We start from the raw sequence: 17,137 nt of genomic DNA, 5'->3' as shown, positions 1-17,137 counted from the left end.
CAGTTCAGGCAGCGGCCCTCGGGCCGCTGCCTGACGCGCTACAGTTTGTCTCTTTTTCTTCATCGGCATATCCATGGCCTTTACACCTCATGATATGCCTCGCCCACGAAATCACGGATAGGTCCAGCAACGCGTCGAGCGCCGCTCCCATTTCAACTGACATCTCAGGCATATCTCGTAACTCAGACGCAATTTGCCCGCGATATCGCTGGTGCCCGCCCTCAAACGCATCGACGAACCGTAACGTAGGCCCATCACCCTTCTTGGCTTTGATCTTGACTCCCTGCGACAACACCATGTCGCGGGAAGCGGCCGAGCAGTACAGGGCAGTTTCAAAGGTTGATCGCACCATCGCGCGTGACTGCGCACGAAGTCCTCTGGCACCGAGGAGTACAGCGGCTTGGAAGTCCTGAACGGCACGGCTGAGAAGGGTGACAGCGAAGAGGTCGGCGTCACGCTGTTGGATGTCTCGCGGCATTATCAACAAGGCGATGGCGAATCGGTTGAGCTGTTCTATGAGAGCTACATGAGCGGGGCAATAGTCCTGCAGCGCTGTCTTTGCGAGAGCGTCAATGTCCGGAGATAGGAAGCCGTCCCGACTCAGAGTCATGGTCTTCTCCTTGGCTTTGGCGGAGCTTAGGCGGCCGAATGTCAGCCGTCAACAATGGGGCTCATCTGCGCGCAGACTTGTGTTGCGGCGAAGCGAGGGTTAGCGCATCCCGGCGCGGCGCATCTCCTCCCGCAAGAGGTGCATCAGTCGATGCAACTGTCCCTGCGCGCCGGCCAGATCGCCTTTGTTAGCAACGTTCTTGTCGGTGTACACATACCATTCCTCGATTCGCTCAAGTGACTTGCGAAGTGCATGAATCTCAAGGATGAGCCAGCGCACTTGGAGGTCGGTGTACTCGCGCCAAAGCGCGCGTAGCTCGGCGTCCGTTGGTGCGTCGAACTCCGGCATCGCCGCCTTCATCTTGAAGCGCGGATCGGTGAGCGGCACCCGATTTCGATCGATTCTAGTCGCCTCGATCGGGTGGCAAGGGGCGAGGAAGACCGATCGCTCGTCATTCTCGATCCAGCACTCAAATTCACGCTTTGTGAGCTCAACCGGGGTCCGAAGGCGCCGTTTGTCGCCTTGGAACCCGTACTCCCAGATGTAAGCCCACTGAGGCTTGATCACGATGCCACCACTGTATAAAAACACAGTGTATCGTGCCGCGAGATGCCGATGTCAAGTCGCTGAAATAGGGAGCAGACGAAGCTGCTGCGGGTGATACGATCAGATCCGATCTGAGACAAAAAGGGGACCGGATCGTGTCGACTGTCGCAACGCTGATGGATACCGCCGTAGCCGACGTTGAGCTCCTGCGAGCGCTGGATGCCGACGGGGACGACTTCAGCATTCCGCGTGATGTGGAGTTTCTGCTGCGTGGTGCGTCTGCGGAGAAGGCGTCGATCGTTGCAAGCTTCATCAATGACCATCAGTACGGTAGAGCCTCCCTCGATCAATCGGGAGAAATTTATCGCGTCTTGGTGGTGATCAACATGCCTATCCAGCAGCACAATATCTTGTCCGTTTCCGGTTTCATGGCATGTCTCTGCATGCTCTACGGCTTGGAATATGACGGATGGGGATGTCTTGCCCAGAAGCGCCACTGATCAAGCCCCGACACATTGGAGGCAGCCTCGCCATGTGTACATATATGAACGCCGTGATTTAGCAAGTAGTCTTTGCCGGCAACAGCCCTTGGGGTAATCCGCCCCTAGAATTGATGACTGACCGCCGTCTCCAGTCCTCCATGAGCGGACCATCGACGCGCAGGACTAAATCGTCAACAATCTATCTATGGCACTGCGCCGCCAACGAAAGGGAAAGTCGCAGAATATAGCCACGCGACAACTAGAAGGCCCCAATGCGAAAAGTATGCATAGCGATTGCTCTGATGGTAATTGCCTCAGGAGCAAGAGCAGACACCTCGACCGCTGTTTTTATGGGCTTGAATTATGATCCCGTGGTTCAAGCAGCCACTCGCCATCAGGGATTAATCTCCGGCGATGGTCCGCTGTTACCCCTGATTCCGCTGGCCCGAGCATGTTTTGAACGACCTGCAGCGCAGGCGTTGATCCGCTTTACTGAAGGGCTGTCTGTGGACGCCGTGCGGAATTTGCCGATCTCTTCGGTGCTCCTCGACGCATGGCTGCGAACAACTTGCCCAATAACGACCGACTCGATCTAATTCAACGTATAAACTGCGACGCGACAAGGCTCTTGAGTTGCATCAAGGATGATGTATGCGCTCACCGAACGACCGCTTCGGGGCAGACGGTCAAGACGAATTGCTGACGCGTCGAGACGCCGTGAACTCGCTCCTAGTCGAATTATCGCGCTATGAGCGCCAGTGCACACTCAGGTTTAGCGAGCCACGGTCAGACTAACCAACCAATGCGGCGATCGAGGAGCACATTTTCGTAACGCAAGCTTCTCCCGATCTGCCCGAAGCGCGTGCAGATAAGCAAGACTTGCTTTAGATAGAAAAGGACTCCTTGTCGTCGATTAAGCTCCGGAAAAAATGCAGAAAGGTGCTGACGGAAGAGGCGGATCGCATACGTATATTCGGCCTTGTTGCGGCGCAGATGCTGTCGCGGGCCACGATGAGAACCGCTGACTCGCTCCTATACGAACTATCGCGCTTGAAGCGCTAGTGCACACTCAGGTTTAGCGAGTCACGGTCCAACCTGTCCTGTCATCTCCTTCTGTTGCTCCGAGCGATCGGATGAAGTTCACTCCTCTGTCGTTGACCTTTAACGCCGGGCTATGCCGGCTTTGTGCTGACAAAGTCTTGTTGATACGGTCTGCCGCGAGCGAGCACCGCCCAGATTACACGCGCAAGCTTGTTGGCCAGTGCGACAACCGCGACGTTATAAGGCCGTCGCTTCAGTAGCTGTTCAACCCAGGGGTGTTTGGATCGGAGTTGTACGCTGATAACTCTCGCGCAATGCACGAGCAGTGTGCGTAGATAAGCGTCGCCACGTTTGCTGATCCCCAGCAGCGTTGTCCTTCCACCTGAGCCGACTTGCCTGGGCACCAGGCCAATGGATGCCGCGAATTCGCGGCCGGACTTGAATGCTTTCGCATCGCCGATCGTGGCAACTGCGGCGGTGGCGGTTAGCAGGCCGACGCCCGGGATGGCGCCGATGGCTTGCGCGCTCGAGTCGGTGCTCATCCATTGCACGAGCCTTTGCTCGATGCGCGCAATCTGTTCATTCAGGTGTGCCAAGGCGGCGCACTGCTCCTGGAGGGTATCGATTAGCGGTGCTGCGACATGGTCGCCGACCCGATCGAGAACGGCGGCGATATTCGCGTCGAAGGCGCGGCGGCTCGCCGGCATGACTTCGCCGTATTCGCCCAAGAGTCCACGGATGCAGTTGATCTGGGAGGTGCGGAACTTCACGAGCTGCTGGCGCAGCCGATGTAACGCCAGCACGGCTTGCTGCGCCTCGCTTTTTACCGCGACCTTATTGCCAGGCTGCTGCACTGCCAGCCAAATTGCTCGTGCGTCCGCCGCATCGTTCTTGTTACCGATGTTGAACGCTTTGGCAAAGCGCGGGGCCATTAGACGGACCTGGTGCCCGAGCCTGCTGAGTGATCGAGCCCAGTGCTGCGAGCCGCCACATGCTTCCATGCCGATCGTGCACGGCTCTAGGTTGGCGAAATATTCGAGGAAGTTCGCTCGCTTGAGCGATTTATTGATGATTTCTCCGCTGCCCGGCGCAATGTAGTGGATCTGGAAGACGTTCTTGCCAATGTCGACTCCCACAGGGATGAGATTCATAGCTGCCTCCGTTCGGAAGTACCGCGCGCGTATGATGCGCTCTGTGCGCAGCGGCGTTCATCCCATCGAACTATCGAGCACCGCACGAGGACTACGAAATTCGCGAACTGCGGATCGAGCCGTTCAGCGACCTGTACCGGGACTTCCCGTGGAAGCCGGAGATCTACCAGGACTATCTCGCGCCAATCGTCGCAAACGTCAACGGGACGCTCAAACCGCTGGCAGCCGGCTTCGGCTTTTGGCCACGCGCTCTCCAGAAGGCCAACATCGAGAAGGCGAAGGAGCAGGGCAGGAAGCCGCCGATCATGCGCAGCACGATGAACGTGCGAGACGATAACCTAGGAAAGTCGCCGCTCTACGGGCCGGCCTGGCGCGCCGGTCAGCGCTGCCTGATCCCCGCTGACTGGATCTACGAACCGTGCTACGAAACAGGGAAGAACGTGTGGTACCGGATCGGGCTGACCGATTGGCGCACGATGTGCATCGCCGGCATCTGGCGGACGCTGCTGGGCCAGGACGGCGCCGAGCATCACACGATGTCGATGATCACGGTCAACGCGGACGGCCACCCTCTGATGTCGCGCATGCACAAGCCGGCCGACGAAAAGCGGTCGGTGGTGATCCTGCGGCCGGATGACTGGGAAGAGTGGTTGACGACCTCGAACGTCGAGGCCGCGCGTGCGATGTTGCAGCTTTACCCCGCAGAAGAGCTCGTTGCTGCGCCGAAGTGATTCGACGTTGCACCGATTTCACGGTGGATTACACTACGCATCTTCTCAGTAACTTCGCGGCGCGCGATTCACTCATGAAAAAAATAGCGATCTTTAACCATAAAGGCGGTGTCAGCAAATCAACGACGACCTTCAATTTGGGTTGGGCCCTTGCTGAGGCTGGCAAGCGCGTGCTGCTCGTCGATTGCGATCCTCAATGTAACCTGACCGGCATGGTTCTAGCGCTCGAGGGGTTGGACGACCTTGGTGATTTTTACGAGGCTCACCCGAATTCAAATCTCTATGCTGCGGCTAGAAGAGCGTTTGAAGGTTCTCCAGAAAAGATCGAAGCGGCAGAAATCGTTACCACAACTCAGCCGAACCTTTTCCTGTTGCCGGGGCATATAGACACGGGTCTATTTGAGCCGGATTTGGCGATGGCGCACAAACTCTTGGGCGCAATGTCAATATTGCAGAATTTGCCGGGCGCGCTTGGATACCTTTTGGATGAAACGGCAAAGGCTAATAAAATAGACTACGTATTTCTTGATATGAGTCCGAGTGTCGGCGCGCTTAATCAGAATCTTTTGGTTTCGTGTGATTATTTTATTGTTCCAGTGGCCCCGGACTATTTTAGCTATCTGGCGATTGATTCGCTTTCAAAGACGTTGCCGCGGTGGGCGGCGAACGCCAACGAGTTGCGCGCCCGCTCGGGATCTTTGATCTATAAATTGCCTAATTCGAATCCGAAATTCTTGGGTATCGTTTCTCAAAGATTTAACGTTAGGTCGGGTAAGGTAACGAATGCTTATCAAAAATGGATTGATAAGATTGTAGATCGATGCCAGGAATCGCTGATACCGTCTCTTCAAGAAGCGGGAATGCTATTGCCTGAGAACGATTATGATAAGGCGCTCGGCGAGGGGTGGGAGATTGCTCAAGTTCCGGACTTCCATGGTCTTATTGGGAAATCTCAGGAGCACTCAAAAGCAGTGTTCGCTCTTACTGATGAAGAACTTGACATGTCGGGGAGGGTGGAGAAAACTTATATTGCGTCGCGCAATAAATTCAAGGAAATATTTAAGTCATTTTCAGAAAAAGTAATTGAGTTGGCAAAATGACTGGGGCGGCGCAAGATTACGTTGTGCACGTCGGTCTCTATTGGCCTATACGTGCTGGATTGGAGGCTGGAACCTTCAACTTACGCCATCGCGGAAGAGCGTTCACATTAGCTATATCTCACCCTCAGTTCATTGATATTGGTGTACCGGGGGTAAGTGTTCCAGCTTATTCCTTTACTCTGGTCGAGATTTCATGGGTCAAGCCGCACCAACTTGAAGGAGCCGACTTGCTTGAGTGGGCTAAATCTTCAAAATCGAAGCTGTTAGAAGAGGCGGAGGCTTTTCAAAATCACTTTATTGATTTGCTATTTACTAGCACGATTCGACATAATCGCAACCTAGATCATGTGCGGCATTTCGGGATTGCAGATTGGGCCGCTAGCTACATTGGTGTCGATGGGATGGCCGTCGGAATTGATTTGTCGCCGCAGGCCATGTCCCTTGTCTCGGAAAATCGAGTCTCCATCCCTGTTGCAGATCTCGCAGCCGAAAGTGTAAGTTTTTTGCAGAAAACGTTGCAAAGATCGTATCGTATTGCTAACTCGGGATATCCGACTGAAAGCTTACTCTTGTCAGCCGCAGTAATCGATGCGACCACTCAACAGTTCTTGGAGAGGTCTATGCGAAAGCGTGGACTTGCCGAGGATTCTGCAAAAGAGCTACTTAGAAATACGACGACGAAGCGTCTCAAAACCTATCTTGATCCAGTTCTGAAGTTGGTTGCAAACCGCTCGTTGAGCGATGAGCAGCCAGCGTTGTATGCGAGAATGGTTCGTCTAAACGAGATTCGAAACGATGCGATTCACAATGGCCGTGAAACATCTCGATCGGAAGCAATAGATGGGTGTAAAACTGCCTATGAAATTCTGAGTTTTTTGTATTCTGTGGATTGCGAATGTACTGAGGCGCCAGTCACTCCATTCATTTGACGTAGCGTTACGTTTTCAGGCCGGGGGTATTTCAGAGCGACAAGTTGGCTAAGTAAACTCGCACTGGCGCGGAGGCGAATGGACGCCCGTAGGACGGGCCCTGTTTTGTATCAAAGAAGATGCGTGCAACCACAAGGCTGTTGAGATGACACAGGCAACCCGCACGATGTCGTGGGTTTTCGGCCCGTCAACTGACCTTGCGTACAGTGGAATCGGCCTTCAAATGAGGTTTGGATCTAGTCGAACTTGTATCGGGCACGGTGGCGCGCCAGGAAGCTCTTGTTGCCCGTTGTGATCTTACGCAGCATCGGATACCGGTCGAGCGCGAGGACCTGTCGATCGCGCTGGGATAACTTCGGCCCTACCAATAGGCCACCATCGTGATCAAATGAAATCAGCCCCTTGTCGAATAGCCGATCAATATGTGGAGCGAGCAGCAACCCGTTGTCAGGATCGATCCGTTCGTCGTTCGTGCTGAGGCTCCAAGCGTGGATGTGTGAGGCGACGAGAAGGTCGGTGTTTGCAAGTCCAGTGAGCGAACATTGCTTGTCCCATCTCTTGAGCAGATCTGCCCGAAATTTTCCCTGGCCGACTCGGGCTTTCACGATCGCATCGCGCGTCGTCTTCGATACCTTTCTCCCACTTCCACCGTCGGTAACCAGTGCGTCTTCGAAACGGTCGATCATCTGGGATGTCTCGAGCAGGTAGGCGCCGGCATCTTGCGGCATATGCGCCATATAAATTTGCTTGAGGGTGCCTGAGTTCGTGAACAGGGATGGTGAAGTGCGCTCGTCAAACCGCGACATGAACTCATCCGAGACTTCGTCACGAAGCACCGGGGTCCTCAGTTCGATCAGTTGGACGTCGACACGGTGCCCGTCGGCCTTCCATTCGGAGAAGGAGCGGCTGGGAGGTCTTGGAGCTCGATACGAGTCTTTGACCGCTTTGGCGATATGAGAAATTCGCTGACTGTGGCAGCAAAAGATCACGTCGCCGGCCTTGACTGCGGCGACGTTGTCCCAGTGCACTAAGTGCTGTACCTTCCCCGATTGCGTGACAGTGTGTTCGGGCGCCCAGAGAAAGTTACCGCTGAGAACTTCATTGATCGTAAGCCCAACGTTTACCCAATAGAACTCCATTTTCCCGTCGCCCAAGCTTGATGTGTTCGTGAGACGTTACCTCTGTTTACACAGAAGTGGAAGGGGGCAGATCGGGCGGGTGGTCGACTGTGTGAGCTGGTTTCTTCCGGGGACAATTCCAGGGACAACTGTGGGGTTTGAAGGGGAGACCATAGGAGTTGAAGTCTTAAAATTCCATATAATTCAAAGGCATACTCCCCCTGTGCTCCCCCTCGTAACCCATCAAATTGGGTTCGAGTCCCATCAGCCACCCCACAGAATTCCTAGCAGTATCAAGCAGTTAGAAACGGCACTGAGATTTTATCCAGTGCCGTTTTTGTTTTTAAATTCCCAAATTGGGAATTACATACCTCTCCGCTTTACGATCTTCGTTCGATCGTAGACGCGCGCCGTTGTCGCCGGATTCGCATGCAGGTCCGGCAATGCACCGCGTTCCGCCTTATGCCGCGTCACGTAATACGCGCGCAGGTCGTGGAACGTAAACCTTCTTCCGATTTTCTTCAGCTCGAGCGCTTTGCTCATCAGCTTCGACCATTCGGTCTTGAAGCCGGCCGGCGTGTAGTGTGTTGCGTACCGGTTCGAGAACACGTACAGGCAGTCGTCTTTGCGAGCGGCGCGTAGGCGCGCGATCAGCTCAGTCAGCGCCGGCGTGATCTCGATGTGCTCAATCACCTCGCCTCGCTTCTTGCCGCGCTGCTTCGCACGCTTCACCCGGATCTCGCCCGCGGCTTCGTCTATCTGAGGCCACGCGAGATCGAGGAACTCGACCTTCCGGTTGCCGGCGAGCGCCGCGTACTCAGCGGCCATGCCGATGACCGCCTTCTGTCCGCCGAGCGATGCGACCCAGGCGGCGAACGCTTGGAAGTCTTCAGGTTCAGGCGCCTCGGTGCGCGGCTGCTCTTCGTTGCGTCGGACCTCGCGGCAGGGGGTGTGCTTCGCCTCGCCGCGGTCGATCGCCAGACCGATCAGGTTCGAGAGCAGGGCGGCCTCGCGGTTCGCGCGCACCGGTGCGGCGGCGCGTTCGATGCGCAGGTAGCGCGAGACATGCGTCGCGTCGATGTCGGCCGCACGCATGTCGCCGAACGTTTCGAGCAGCGGCCTTCAGCTGCGCGGCGTCGAGTTCGGCTGTGAGGCGCTCGACGTCGGCGCGCAGGCCGGCGATGATCTGCGCGACGTCGATGACGCTGGCGTTCGGATCCAGCGACTTCTCGACCAGGCCGACCGATACCAGCGCGGGCGCTTCCGCCGGCGGCGAAGCGTCGTTGGCGGGCGCGGTCGGTTGCTCGGCGCCAGCGAGCCAGTACACGTACTCGTTGCCGCCGCCCGCGCGCTTCTCGCGCTCGATCGCGCCGACGCCGATCATCTTGTGCAGCGTCTTCGAGACGTCGACCTGCGGAAGGCCGGTCGCGGTCGCGATCGCCTTGGCCGTGGCCTCGCGCACGCTGCCGAGGTGCTTCTCGATGGCTTCGATCATGCGGCCTCCCGCACGGCGCGCGGCGCGGCGGCCGCAATTTGGCCGTTCTCGATCCAGAACGCTTCGATGCCTTCGGGCAGGCCGGCCGGCGCCATCTTCAGGCTCATGAATACGAGCGCCGTGTCGATCTGCTCGGTGTAGGCGAGGTCGTCGAGCCAGTACAGCAGCCGGTCACGCTCCGGCCCGACCAGGACGTCGGCGCGATCGAGAACGAGCAGCTTCAGGCCCGAGAAGTGGCTGATCGCGGCGGCGATGTGCGCGTCGGCGCGCCAGCGTTCCGATTCGGAAAGCAGTCCCCGTCGTGCGCGACCAGGACGGCTACTTCATCCACCCGGACCTGCGCCACTTCTGGAATGTCACGATGGATGGCGCCGAGCACTGCACGAAGGAACAGTGGGCAGCGCTTGAAACGCAGGCCGGCGCCAAGACGGCGATCTACCACCTCGAAAGCGAGAACGAGGATCACCCGGCATACGTCTCGTACTTCGACAACGGAAATCTCGACATCACGGCATGGGATCCGATACCGGAGCCCGGCTGGTGGCTGATCGAGATTGGCGACAGCGAAGACGGCCCGTACGCGGTCTACGCAACGCACGCATGATGGTGCGGCGATGAAGCAGACCATCACCGCCGCAATGCTACTGGCCGGAGAAACCACGTTCGTGGCTGCCGAGCGCATCGAGAAGGTTCGGGCGCGGCGCCGGAACTATCACGCCCCTGTCGACAAGCTCGCCGAGCGCGAGCGACTGACGAAATACTGGCGCGCCTGCATGCCCGAATGGCAACCCGAATTGTGCCGTATCAGTCCGGCGTTCGCGTTCGTGCATGTGATGTCCTTTCGCCCTGGCATGAATTTTAGCCATCTGAGCCTGCTGCCCGGACACGTCCCACCGCATATCACATACCGCCAGAAGCTCCGCGCCACCCTACCGAGGCGCGCCGCCGCGCAGGCTCAACTTACTTTGTTCGAGGCCGCCACATGAGCGAGAACACCAAAATCGAATGGTGCGACCACACCTTCAATCCGTGGGAAGGCTGCCAGAAGGTCGGCCCGGGCTGCGACCACTGCTACGCGGAGAACCTCGTGAAGATGGCCGCGAGCGCTGCGATGCGCAGCACCGAGCCGTACGCCGGCCCGATCCGTCTCGTGGTGCACATCGGCATGCCCATCCCGACGAGCTGGTCGCAGAAGCGTCAACGCGCCGCCGCCGCCGGAGAGATCGGCGCCACCAAGAAGCCGGACGCGGACAACGTTGTCAAGGCGTTGAAAGACGGGATGAACGGGGTTGCATACGTCGACGACGGCCAGGTCGTCGATCTCTGGGTTGCGAAGCGCTATGCGGTCGTGCCCGGCGTGCGAGTCGAAGTCATCGAACTGAACCTGCACCGAGCATAGGGAGGGCCCTTTGAAGACGAAAACCACGAAAATCACACTCGACACGGTGCTGTCGGTCATGAAGCCCGGGCAGCGCTACACGGCGCACGATCTCGCGCGCAACGCGGACGTGCCGCTGTCGACCGTGCGGCACCTGCTCGGCAGCGATCGTGCCGCGACGCGCATCGACGTCCGACGCGGCGAAAAGCGCGGCCGCATGTTCTCGCTGGCCGGCACATGCGGCGGGGACGGGCACATCGACATGCGGATCCGGCCGGACTTCACGAGCAATCTCACGGGGTACGCTGGCTGGCTCGGTAGCCTGCAGGCGCTGGCGATGACGACGCGGGGTGCCCGATGAGCGGCTTCCGCAGCATCGAGGAACGCCTCGACAACTGGGGAGCGACGGTGCGCTCGCCGCGGTTCAAGCCGGAGGTGTGCGCACAGTGGGCGCGTCTGCACGTGGCGCTGCGCGACAAGGCGCTGGCCGAGATGACGATCCCACCCGAGCAGAAGGACGGATGGCTCGTCGAGGCCGCCTGGTCGGCGATGCCGAACCACGTCGCGAAGTGGGTGCTGAAGTACACCTACGTCTGGCGCATGGGCCCGGACCAGGTGCAGACCCGGATGCGGAAATCGCACAACGTCGTGCTGCGCGGCTGGCGCTTCGAGCTCGTGCTCGCCGAGGCGCACCGCGTCATCTCGCAGAGCATCGTGAAGCTGACTGCCGACTCGGTCATCGGAAAAATTGCATCGAGCGGTTGTAAACCCTCGGAATCTGTTCTATGATCCTCGGCAGATTACCGATTCCGCCTCGCGCGTGAGCTTTTGCTTCCCAGTTGGGAGGCAGACGCGCGAGTAAAGAAGCCCGCGAAAGCGGGCTTTTTCGTTTCTGGTCGCGCTATACTGATTCCGGCCTTAGCTGCGCCGGCGGGCAAGACGCAGCGAGGTGATCAGCCAGCGCGCCGAAAGGTGCAGACGGGTTTCCGCCGCCCTGCTGGCACCAGAATTTTCGAGCCCGCTGAGCGAAAGCCAGCGGGCTTTTCGTTACAGCTTCTTGAGTTCGTCAGCCAAAGACTTAGCCGCTGCGCCAAGGAACTTGCCGAGGCATTGGCCGCTCGTCTCCGGATCACGATAGCTCCACCATTCACCCTTTCCGTTCAGCGCTCCCGCTTGAACTGCTTGCGTGATCAGCTTCAGTGCTGCTTCAGCGCGAGCATCGTCGTCAATGAAATAGGCCATCTTTACTCCCGTAGTTTGAATTATTGCCGCTTAGCGGAGGCTCGACGAGCCATAGCGGCAACGCGAATTTGCCAAACATTGAGCCCGCCGAGCGAAAGCCAGTGGGCATTGTCATTGATCTTAGTTGCCGGAGTAGGTCTGCACCATGTCGATGACGAGATTGACACGTTCGCGGACGAGGTCGGCGAGGACTGCCTGCTCGGGGCTACCCGTAGGCGCAGACAGCATTTTATGCACCGCTTTGCGGAATTCTTCGATCGCAGCGCCATTTCCCTTCAAGGTGGTGGCGATAAGAGTGGCGAGGATTGCCGAATCAGCAATCGTGTTTACGGTTGACGTCGTTGACATTTGACCCATCGAAATGGGGCGGTTCGCTGTATTCATGTTTCCCTCGTAGCGTTATGGAATGGCTGATGCCATCGGATGACATTGAGGCTCGAAGTCGAGCTTCAAGAGGGATCGTCACACTTCCGTCGGTGTGTTTACTCCAATTGATGGTAGGTGAATAACGTGTTAACGAATCGCCCGATGCCGCCGGATATTCTGTTTGACGGCTCAAGCTGGTTTCGTCGCCTGGCGCCGGCAGACGGCGTCAACGACTGGGTGCACCACACGTTCCTTCGCGACGGCGCGCCGCTTCACAACGAGGACCACGCGCACCTGGTCGACGCCGATGTCGCCTACCTCTGGGCGGCCGTCGAGAATGTGCGCCATCGGCCAGGTGCATCACGGGTTCTGGAAGGCGTGGGGTGCGATTGCCGTCGATGTGCTCGCCGTGGTCGACGGGCGGCCGGTGACGCTCGTCGGGCACTCGCTTGGCGCCGCGATCGCGATCATGGCGGCAGCCGCAATGGTGGTCGGCGGCAACCCGCCGGCGGCCGTGGACGGCTTCGAGCCGCCGCGGGTGAGCACAAACGGGAGCGTCGAGGCGCTGCTCGCAAAAGTGCAGCTGAACCTGTACAAGAACGGGAACGACATCGTGCCCGAACTGCCGCTGGACTGGCGCCACGCCGGGCCTATACAACCGATAGGGCGGCCGATGTTCCCATTCCCGAATGTGACTGATCACGCGATCGCGCGTGTAATCGCAGCTCTTGCCTCAATGGAATGCCCAACTGGCAGCCAGAGCGTGGCTGCGGAGCCTTGAGTGCGTTCGTGCGCTGCATCAAGCTGATAGAATGCGCGCAACACTGACACTCTGGCCGCAGATATGCCTGGCGCAAAGCACGATACACCGCTGTTCCGTTCGTTTCAGATTCAGTGTCGAGTAGTCGGCGCGTTGTTAATGCGCGAGATTATCACTCGATACGGTCGTCACAACATTGGGTTCTTGTGGATTTTCTTCGAGCCTATGTCGTTCACCCTGGGGGTGACCGCGCTGTGGAATGTGGCGAAGCTAAATCACGGGTCGAATTTGTCTATCACGGCATTTGCGGTCACCGGCTATTCCACGATTCTGTTGTGGCGAAATACTGCTAACAGATGTGCATTGGCAATTCTTCCGAATCATAGTTTGCTGTATCACCGCAATGTCCGTGTGATTGACTTGTTCCTCGCTCGCGCAATTCTTGAGGCATCTGGCGCAACAATGTCGTTCCTGTTTTTGTCGGTGTTCTTCATCTCAGTCGGGCTGATGGAGCCGCCGGCCGACATCCTACTGATTTTGATGGGGTGGGTGTACCTTACTATTTTTGCTTTTGGACTTGGATTTATCATAGGTTCATTGAGTGAAATTAGCGAGACCTATGACAGAATTTGGCATACTGTTGCGTATTTGCTTTTTCCGCTGTCCGGCGCGGCTTTTATGATGGAGTGGATTCCAGAAAGGGCGCAGCAAGTAGTTAAGTGGATTCCAACGGTTTACGGATGTGAAATGATCCGTGCCGGATATTTTGGATCGCTGGTGAAGCCTCACTATGACATTGAATATATGATGTTCGCGGACATCACTATATTGCTTGCCGGTCTTGTTATGGTCCGCTACGTTAGTAGTCGAGTTGAACCCGAGTAAATGAAAAGACCGCTCTTCCGAGCGGTCTTTTTTCTTCCGGAGAACGCCACGCGACCTTACTGAGACGCCTCGGCGACCTGCTCAGAATCTTGAGATTGTTGGCCCACTTCCTCATGCGCGGCTGCGCTCGTCGACTCTTCGGGGGACAGGGGCGGCGCGTCAACGTTATCCGCTCGGCGCAACCTGATGTTGTGGTACTTGAACAGCTCGTCCCAACCTTGATTGCTGCCGTACCAGAGCTTCTCGTCGTAATTGTTCACGACTGAAGTGTAGACGCCGGGGAACGGATTGCCGTCGAGGCCGGCGTGGTTGTTGTAGTCGTTGAGGAGCAGGAAATTGACCTCGACATTCGGAAGCATCGCTCGCATAGCGTTCATGAACCGTGTGAGCAATTCCTCGTCGAACATGGTCGTGTGTTCGTAGAATTGAACCCACCCGTGTGAGAATCGTACGAACAGAACTTTCCCGGACAGGTTCAGTAGCCGGGTTATGAGGTACGAAAACTTGCTGTTGTTTTGTGCACACTTGGTGCGCACAAGGTATGGCGAGTACACCCCATTGATTTTGGCCTCGTCAAAGTCATGGTAGTGCATCAGCCCATACTTTCCGCACATCACCGCTGGGCCGGTGTCTTCCTGCACAATTTTCATGTGCTCTTCACGGAAAATATCGACGAAACCACTTTCGAGAAGCTCGACAAGCGCCTTGGTCGGCGTAACCCACCAGTCGAAGGGGTAAGCCTTGTCCGTCCCGAAATGTCGTCGGATCTGGTATGCTGTTTGGCAATGGCCACCCAAGCTGATGATGTGGTCAAATTCCTGATCGATCATGTGCATCTCCAATTTTGGCCATTTGATTTGGAAGTTCTTTGCTTCCGGCACGTCATATTTTGATAAACAAAAATGTCAAAAGATCTGGAAAAAAATATTCTTGGTCTTGCAGGCGTCTTTCGTTTTCGGGACAGTATTGAAGGCGATGTGGTATTGGAGATCGCAGCGCAAGGCGAGCCTCCTTCTATCCGGAATCTCAATCCCGGAGAATTGGAGTCGTCTATTCGCGAAACTATGGGGCGGTTCGGCTTCCAAGAGCTTCCCAGGGCAGATCCGTTCGACGAAGTGATCAAAGCGCGGGTCGCCTAGAACATGGCCCTGATAGGGGCCACGATGTCTCGCTGGAAGCTTAGGGGGCCGATCACGAACAGCGTGATTACTGCCACAATAAAGGCATACGATAGGAACTCAATCCCACGGCGCAATTCTTTCAATTGCTTTTCGGGTGGGGTTCCTGTGTACTCGTCCTTGATGATTTTGACGAGTTTGTGACTTTCGCGCCGGTTTCTCATGCTTTGCCCATCACATTTTCGCGTGAGTTTACCGCATCAATTGTCTTACGTCTTGTAATATCGGACGTATCAGCATCGCCGGCGCGATAGTACGATTCGCGACCAGATCGCGCTGACCGCGCCGAAGTAGAGGCGGTCAGGCCTTCCGTCGGTGGCTAATTGAACGGCTCGATGTAGAAACCGCGCGCCATCAGGTCCATCGTGACGTCGCTGAACGAGTCGAAAATGTCATATCCGCATTCGACGTAGGTGGTCTTGGAATCGAATCGGAGTTCCTCGATGTTGCGCTTTCACGTGAGCGGCAAATCAGTCGAGTGCCTCGGATCGAAGTGGGTGACGCACTGGTACGGCGTACGAATGCCCCGAGGCGGATACTCTGTGCGTAGTATGAGCTCAACCTGGACGACGACATGGTGTTCCGGGATGCAGTCCGCGTAACGCAACAGGTACGCCAGTAGCGAATGGTCGTCCTACCGGCGTTGCGCCGAGGCGAAGCCAACCCAGTCGTCGTCGGAATCGCTGAATTCTTCCGCAATTGTGCGCATGTCGACCTCCAGTGCGACGAGTGTCCAGAATGCCACAGGTGCACTGCTAGTTCTCCGCGCTCGTCGCAGTTCCTCGCGAAGCATGTGGTAGAGCTTTCGAACGGCCCCAACTGACTCTTCAGATCGCCGCGGTTCGACGTGCGCGTTCGGTTGATTTCCATCAGTCCATCACCTTCTCAAGAGATTTTCGCAGCGCCACGATCTCGAGGATCAGGCGCCGGACCTCGGGATCGCGGTTTGTGCGCCAAAGCTCGCGCAGTTCCGATTCGGTCGGGGCAACGAAGTCCGGCATCGTCGGTACACGGCGCCGACGCGGATCCCTGAGCGGGCCAGGTTTCGATCGACCTCCCACAACAAACCCTTCGGCATAGGGTGGTTTCGCATATCATACACGGCAGCCTATGTCAAAAACCGCTAGGGAAGGTCTGCAAAACCCATCCATTCCACTTAACAAACGAGAGCGCGATGTTGATGCGGGAAATGCTGTACACAGAAATCGAGGGCAGCATCCGCGAGAGCGGAAAAGTCACTTTCGAAATTGGTTCGACGCCGATCACGTTTAACTTGTCTCACCGGCACGAGAGGTATTACTCGGCGTCGCTGCTCTTGGATATTCAATATCCGCAAGGTGATATTGATCGTGCGCTGTTCCGCCGATTCGTCAAAGCGGGCGATCAGGTGCTTGATGCCGGTGCGAATATAGGTGTGACAGCACTAGAATTGCTTGAGGTTGGCGCGCATCGCGTAATCGCTGCCGAGCCGATCCCGGAGCTCTTTGCGAGGCTCGCGAGCCTGCCTACGAGCCGCGTCGTGCCCGTAGAGCGAGCCATCTCCTCTGAGATGGGCCACGCGATTATGACCATGTCGTTGGCTCACAATCAAGGATCGAGCCTAAAGGACGAAGTGCTTGCGCTCTTCCCCTACATCTTTGGTGACACGCTCCATAAGATCTCCGTGCAGACCACGACAATCGACGCACTGCGCGTTGAATACGGTACCTTCGACGTCTGGAAGCTGGACATCGAGGGAGCTGAAGTCGACGCGCTATCAGGCGGTAGGGAAACGCTTAGCCACTACCCACCACGTGCTATTATCGCCGAGCTTTATGGGGATCTAAGGCATGACTTTCGGGCCCGGCTAAGAGAGACACACCCGTACGGCTATCGCGTGTTTCTGCGCAGGCTCGACTACGAACTGGAATTCGCGAACGTTGACGCCGAGCCATGCGAGACGCACCACCATACAAGTCCAATGTTCGTGTTTTCTCAAGAGCCAGTCGCTTGAAGCCACTAGGGAAACACTGATTAATCAGGCTCGGCCGTCATCGCTGACGTAGCCGAGGACGTTGTAAAAGGAAGCTCACGGAACGGACCCATAGTGATGAAGCGGCAGATCAGCTTTGCAGAAGCGGAAAGT

The 17,137-nt window shown here is 56.9% G+C and carries 23 protein-coding genes; 13 read left to right on the top strand and 10 right to left on the bottom strand.

The genetic code is table 11. The features are described from left to right. Positions 1-4: 4 nt before the first annotated feature. Together G3N96_RS32610 and G3N96_RS32605 are read right to left on the bottom strand one after the other, a co-directional pair. Positions 5-610, bottom strand: a complete 606-nt coding sequence (locus tag G3N96_RS32610; RefSeq protein ID WP_206139756.1) for a hypothetical protein — start codon at positions 608-610, stop codon at positions 5-7. Between the two features lie 99 nt (positions 611-709). Then, a complete protein-coding gene (locus G3N96_RS32605; RefSeq protein ID WP_206139755.1) occupies positions 710-1,201 on the bottom strand; it encodes a hypothetical protein in 492 nt (163 codons plus the stop codon). Positions 1,202-1,311: 110 nt separating this feature from the next. Between G3N96_RS32605 and G3N96_RS32600 the strand changes: the two genes are divergently transcribed. Next, a complete protein-coding gene (locus G3N96_RS32600) occupies positions 1,312-1,656 on the top strand; it encodes a ribonuclease E inhibitor RraB (RefSeq protein WP_206139754.1) in 345 nt (114 codons plus the stop codon). 1,154 nt (positions 1,657-2,810) lie between these two features. Here G3N96_RS32600 and G3N96_RS32595 read toward each other — a convergent pair. Then, positions 2,811-3,830 carry an IS110 family transposase gene (locus tag G3N96_RS32595; protein ID WP_206139753.1) on the bottom strand — a complete coding sequence of 340 codons (1,020 nt, stop codon included), beginning with the start codon at positions 3,828-3,830 and terminating at the stop codon, positions 2,811-2,813. Between the two features lie 59 nt (positions 3,831-3,889). Between G3N96_RS32595 and G3N96_RS32590 the strand changes: the two genes are divergently transcribed. From G3N96_RS32590 to G3N96_RS32580, 3 genes are read left to right on the top strand one after another with little or no spacing between them, the layout of a single operon-like run. Beyond that, positions 3,890-4,561: an SOS response-associated peptidase family protein gene (locus G3N96_RS32590; protein WP_206139758.1), complete on the top strand. Its 672-nt coding sequence runs from the start codon at positions 3,890-3,892 to the stop codon at positions 4,559-4,561. Between the two features lie 23 nt (positions 4,562-4,584). Then, positions 4,585-5,661, top strand: coding sequence for an AAA family ATPase (locus G3N96_RS32585; protein WP_206139752.1), 1,077 nt, complete (start codon positions 4,585-4,587; stop codon positions 5,659-5,661). Then, positions 5,658-6,590 (top strand): hypothetical protein, encoded by a 933-nt coding sequence (locus G3N96_RS32580; protein ID WP_206139751.1) that lies wholly within the window; start codon positions 5,658-5,660, stop codon positions 6,588-6,590. The genes G3N96_RS32585 and G3N96_RS32580 overlap by 4 nt, the downstream gene beginning before the upstream one ends. A gap of 236 nt (positions 6,591-6,826) precedes the next feature. Here the strand turns inward: G3N96_RS32580 and G3N96_RS32575 are convergent, their stop codons facing one another. From G3N96_RS32575 to G3N96_RS39440, 3 genes are all read right to left on the bottom strand, one after another. After that, positions 6,827-7,729: an HNH endonuclease signature motif containing protein gene (locus G3N96_RS32575; RefSeq protein ID WP_206139750.1), complete on the bottom strand. Its 903-nt coding sequence runs from the start codon at positions 7,727-7,729 to the stop codon at positions 6,827-6,829. Between the two features lie 342 nt (positions 7,730-8,071). Further along, positions 8,072-8,536 (bottom strand): tyrosine-type recombinase/integrase, encoded by a 465-nt coding sequence (locus G3N96_RS39445; protein WP_081058741.1) that lies wholly within the window; start codon positions 8,534-8,536, stop codon positions 8,072-8,074. 67 nt (positions 8,537-8,603) lie between these two features. Continuing rightward, positions 8,604-9,203, bottom strand: coding sequence for a hypothetical protein (locus tag G3N96_RS39440; protein WP_241022931.1), 600 nt, complete (start codon positions 9,201-9,203; stop codon positions 8,604-8,606). A 301-nt stretch (positions 9,204-9,504) separates the two neighbouring features. On the opposite strand from G3N96_RS39440, the gene G3N96_RS32560 reads away from it, so the two are divergent. Genes G3N96_RS32560 through G3N96_RS32540 form a run of 5 tightly spaced genes read left to right on the top strand, consistent with a single transcriptional unit; the run spans position 9,505 to position 11,370 of the window. After that, a complete protein-coding gene (locus G3N96_RS32560; protein ID WP_346778923.1) occupies positions 9,505-9,807 on the top strand; it encodes a hypothetical protein in 303 nt (100 codons plus the stop codon). A gap of 10 nt (positions 9,808-9,817) precedes the next feature. Next, on the top strand, positions 9,818-10,189 hold the full coding sequence (locus G3N96_RS32555) for a hypothetical protein (RefSeq protein WP_206139749.1): 372 nt from the start codon (positions 9,818-9,820) through the stop codon (positions 10,187-10,189). Then, positions 10,186-10,602 (top strand): DUF5131 family protein, encoded by a 417-nt coding sequence (locus G3N96_RS39435; protein ID WP_241022930.1) that lies wholly within the window; start codon positions 10,186-10,188, stop codon positions 10,600-10,602. Before G3N96_RS32555 ends, G3N96_RS39435 begins: the two co-directional genes overlap by 4 nt. A 10-nt stretch (positions 10,603-10,612) precedes the next feature. Beyond that, positions 10,613-10,942, top strand: coding sequence for a hypothetical protein (locus G3N96_RS32545; protein ID WP_206139748.1), 330 nt, complete (start codon positions 10,613-10,615; stop codon positions 10,940-10,942). Next, entirely contained in the window at positions 10,939-11,370 is a 432-nt protein-coding gene (locus G3N96_RS32540) for a hypothetical protein (protein WP_206139747.1), read from the top strand. The genes G3N96_RS32545 and G3N96_RS32540 overlap by 4 nt, the downstream gene beginning before the upstream one ends. Positions 11,371-11,628: 258 nt before the next feature. Here the strand turns inward: G3N96_RS32540 and G3N96_RS32535 are convergent, their stop codons facing one another. Next, positions 11,629-11,823, bottom strand: coding sequence for a hypothetical protein (locus tag G3N96_RS32535; protein ID WP_206139746.1), 195 nt, complete (start codon positions 11,821-11,823; stop codon positions 11,629-11,631). A gap of 120 nt (positions 11,824-11,943) precedes the next feature. After that, entirely contained in the window at positions 11,944-12,207 is a 264-nt protein-coding gene (locus G3N96_RS32530; RefSeq protein WP_206139745.1) for a hypothetical protein, read from the bottom strand. Positions 12,208-12,526: 319 nt separating this feature from the next. Between G3N96_RS32530 and G3N96_RS32525 the strand changes: the two genes are divergently transcribed. Both G3N96_RS32525 and G3N96_RS32520 read left to right on the top strand, forming a co-directional pair. Continuing rightward, a complete protein-coding gene (locus G3N96_RS32525) occupies positions 12,527-12,970 on the top strand; it encodes an alpha/beta fold hydrolase (protein ID WP_241022929.1) in 444 nt (147 codons plus the stop codon). Between the two features lie 63 nt (positions 12,971-13,033). Further along, positions 13,034-13,834, top strand: coding sequence for an ABC transporter permease (locus G3N96_RS32520; protein WP_206139744.1), 801 nt, complete (start codon positions 13,034-13,036; stop codon positions 13,832-13,834). A gap of 56 nt (positions 13,835-13,890) precedes the next feature. Here G3N96_RS32520 and G3N96_RS32515 read toward each other — a convergent pair whose 3' ends face one another. Beyond that, a complete protein-coding gene (locus G3N96_RS32515; protein ID WP_206139743.1) occupies positions 13,891-14,664 on the bottom strand; it encodes a DUF1796 family putative cysteine peptidase in 774 nt (257 codons plus the stop codon). Between the two features lie 72 nt (positions 14,665-14,736). Between G3N96_RS32515 and G3N96_RS32510 the strand changes: the two genes are divergently transcribed. Beyond that, complete coding sequence (locus G3N96_RS32510) at positions 14,737-14,973, top strand: hypothetical protein (protein WP_206139742.1); 237 nt, start codon at positions 14,737-14,739, stop codon at positions 14,971-14,973. A gap of 908 nt (positions 14,974-15,881) precedes the next feature. Here G3N96_RS32510 and G3N96_RS39785 read toward each other — a convergent pair. Further along, positions 15,882-16,013, bottom strand: a complete 132-nt coding sequence (locus tag G3N96_RS39785) for a hypothetical protein (protein WP_277399470.1) — start codon at positions 16,011-16,013, stop codon at positions 15,882-15,884. 173 nt (positions 16,014-16,186) lie between these two features. Here G3N96_RS39785 and G3N96_RS32505 point away from each other — a divergent pair, with 173 nt between their 5' ends. Next, the gene (locus G3N96_RS32505; protein ID WP_206139741.1) at positions 16,187-17,005 is read left to right on the top strand and encodes an FkbM family methyltransferase; all 819 of its coding nucleotides are present in this window, start codon (positions 16,187-16,189) and stop codon (positions 17,003-17,005) included. Positions 17,006-17,137: the final 132 nt, after the last annotated feature.

The organism is Burkholderia sp. Se-20373 (assembly GCF_017104705.1).
In the GTDB taxonomy this organism is placed as follows: Bacteria; Pseudomonadota; Gammaproteobacteria; order Burkholderiales; family Burkholderiaceae; genus Burkholderia.
This window is presented reverse-complemented; position numbering and strand designations above follow the sequence as displayed.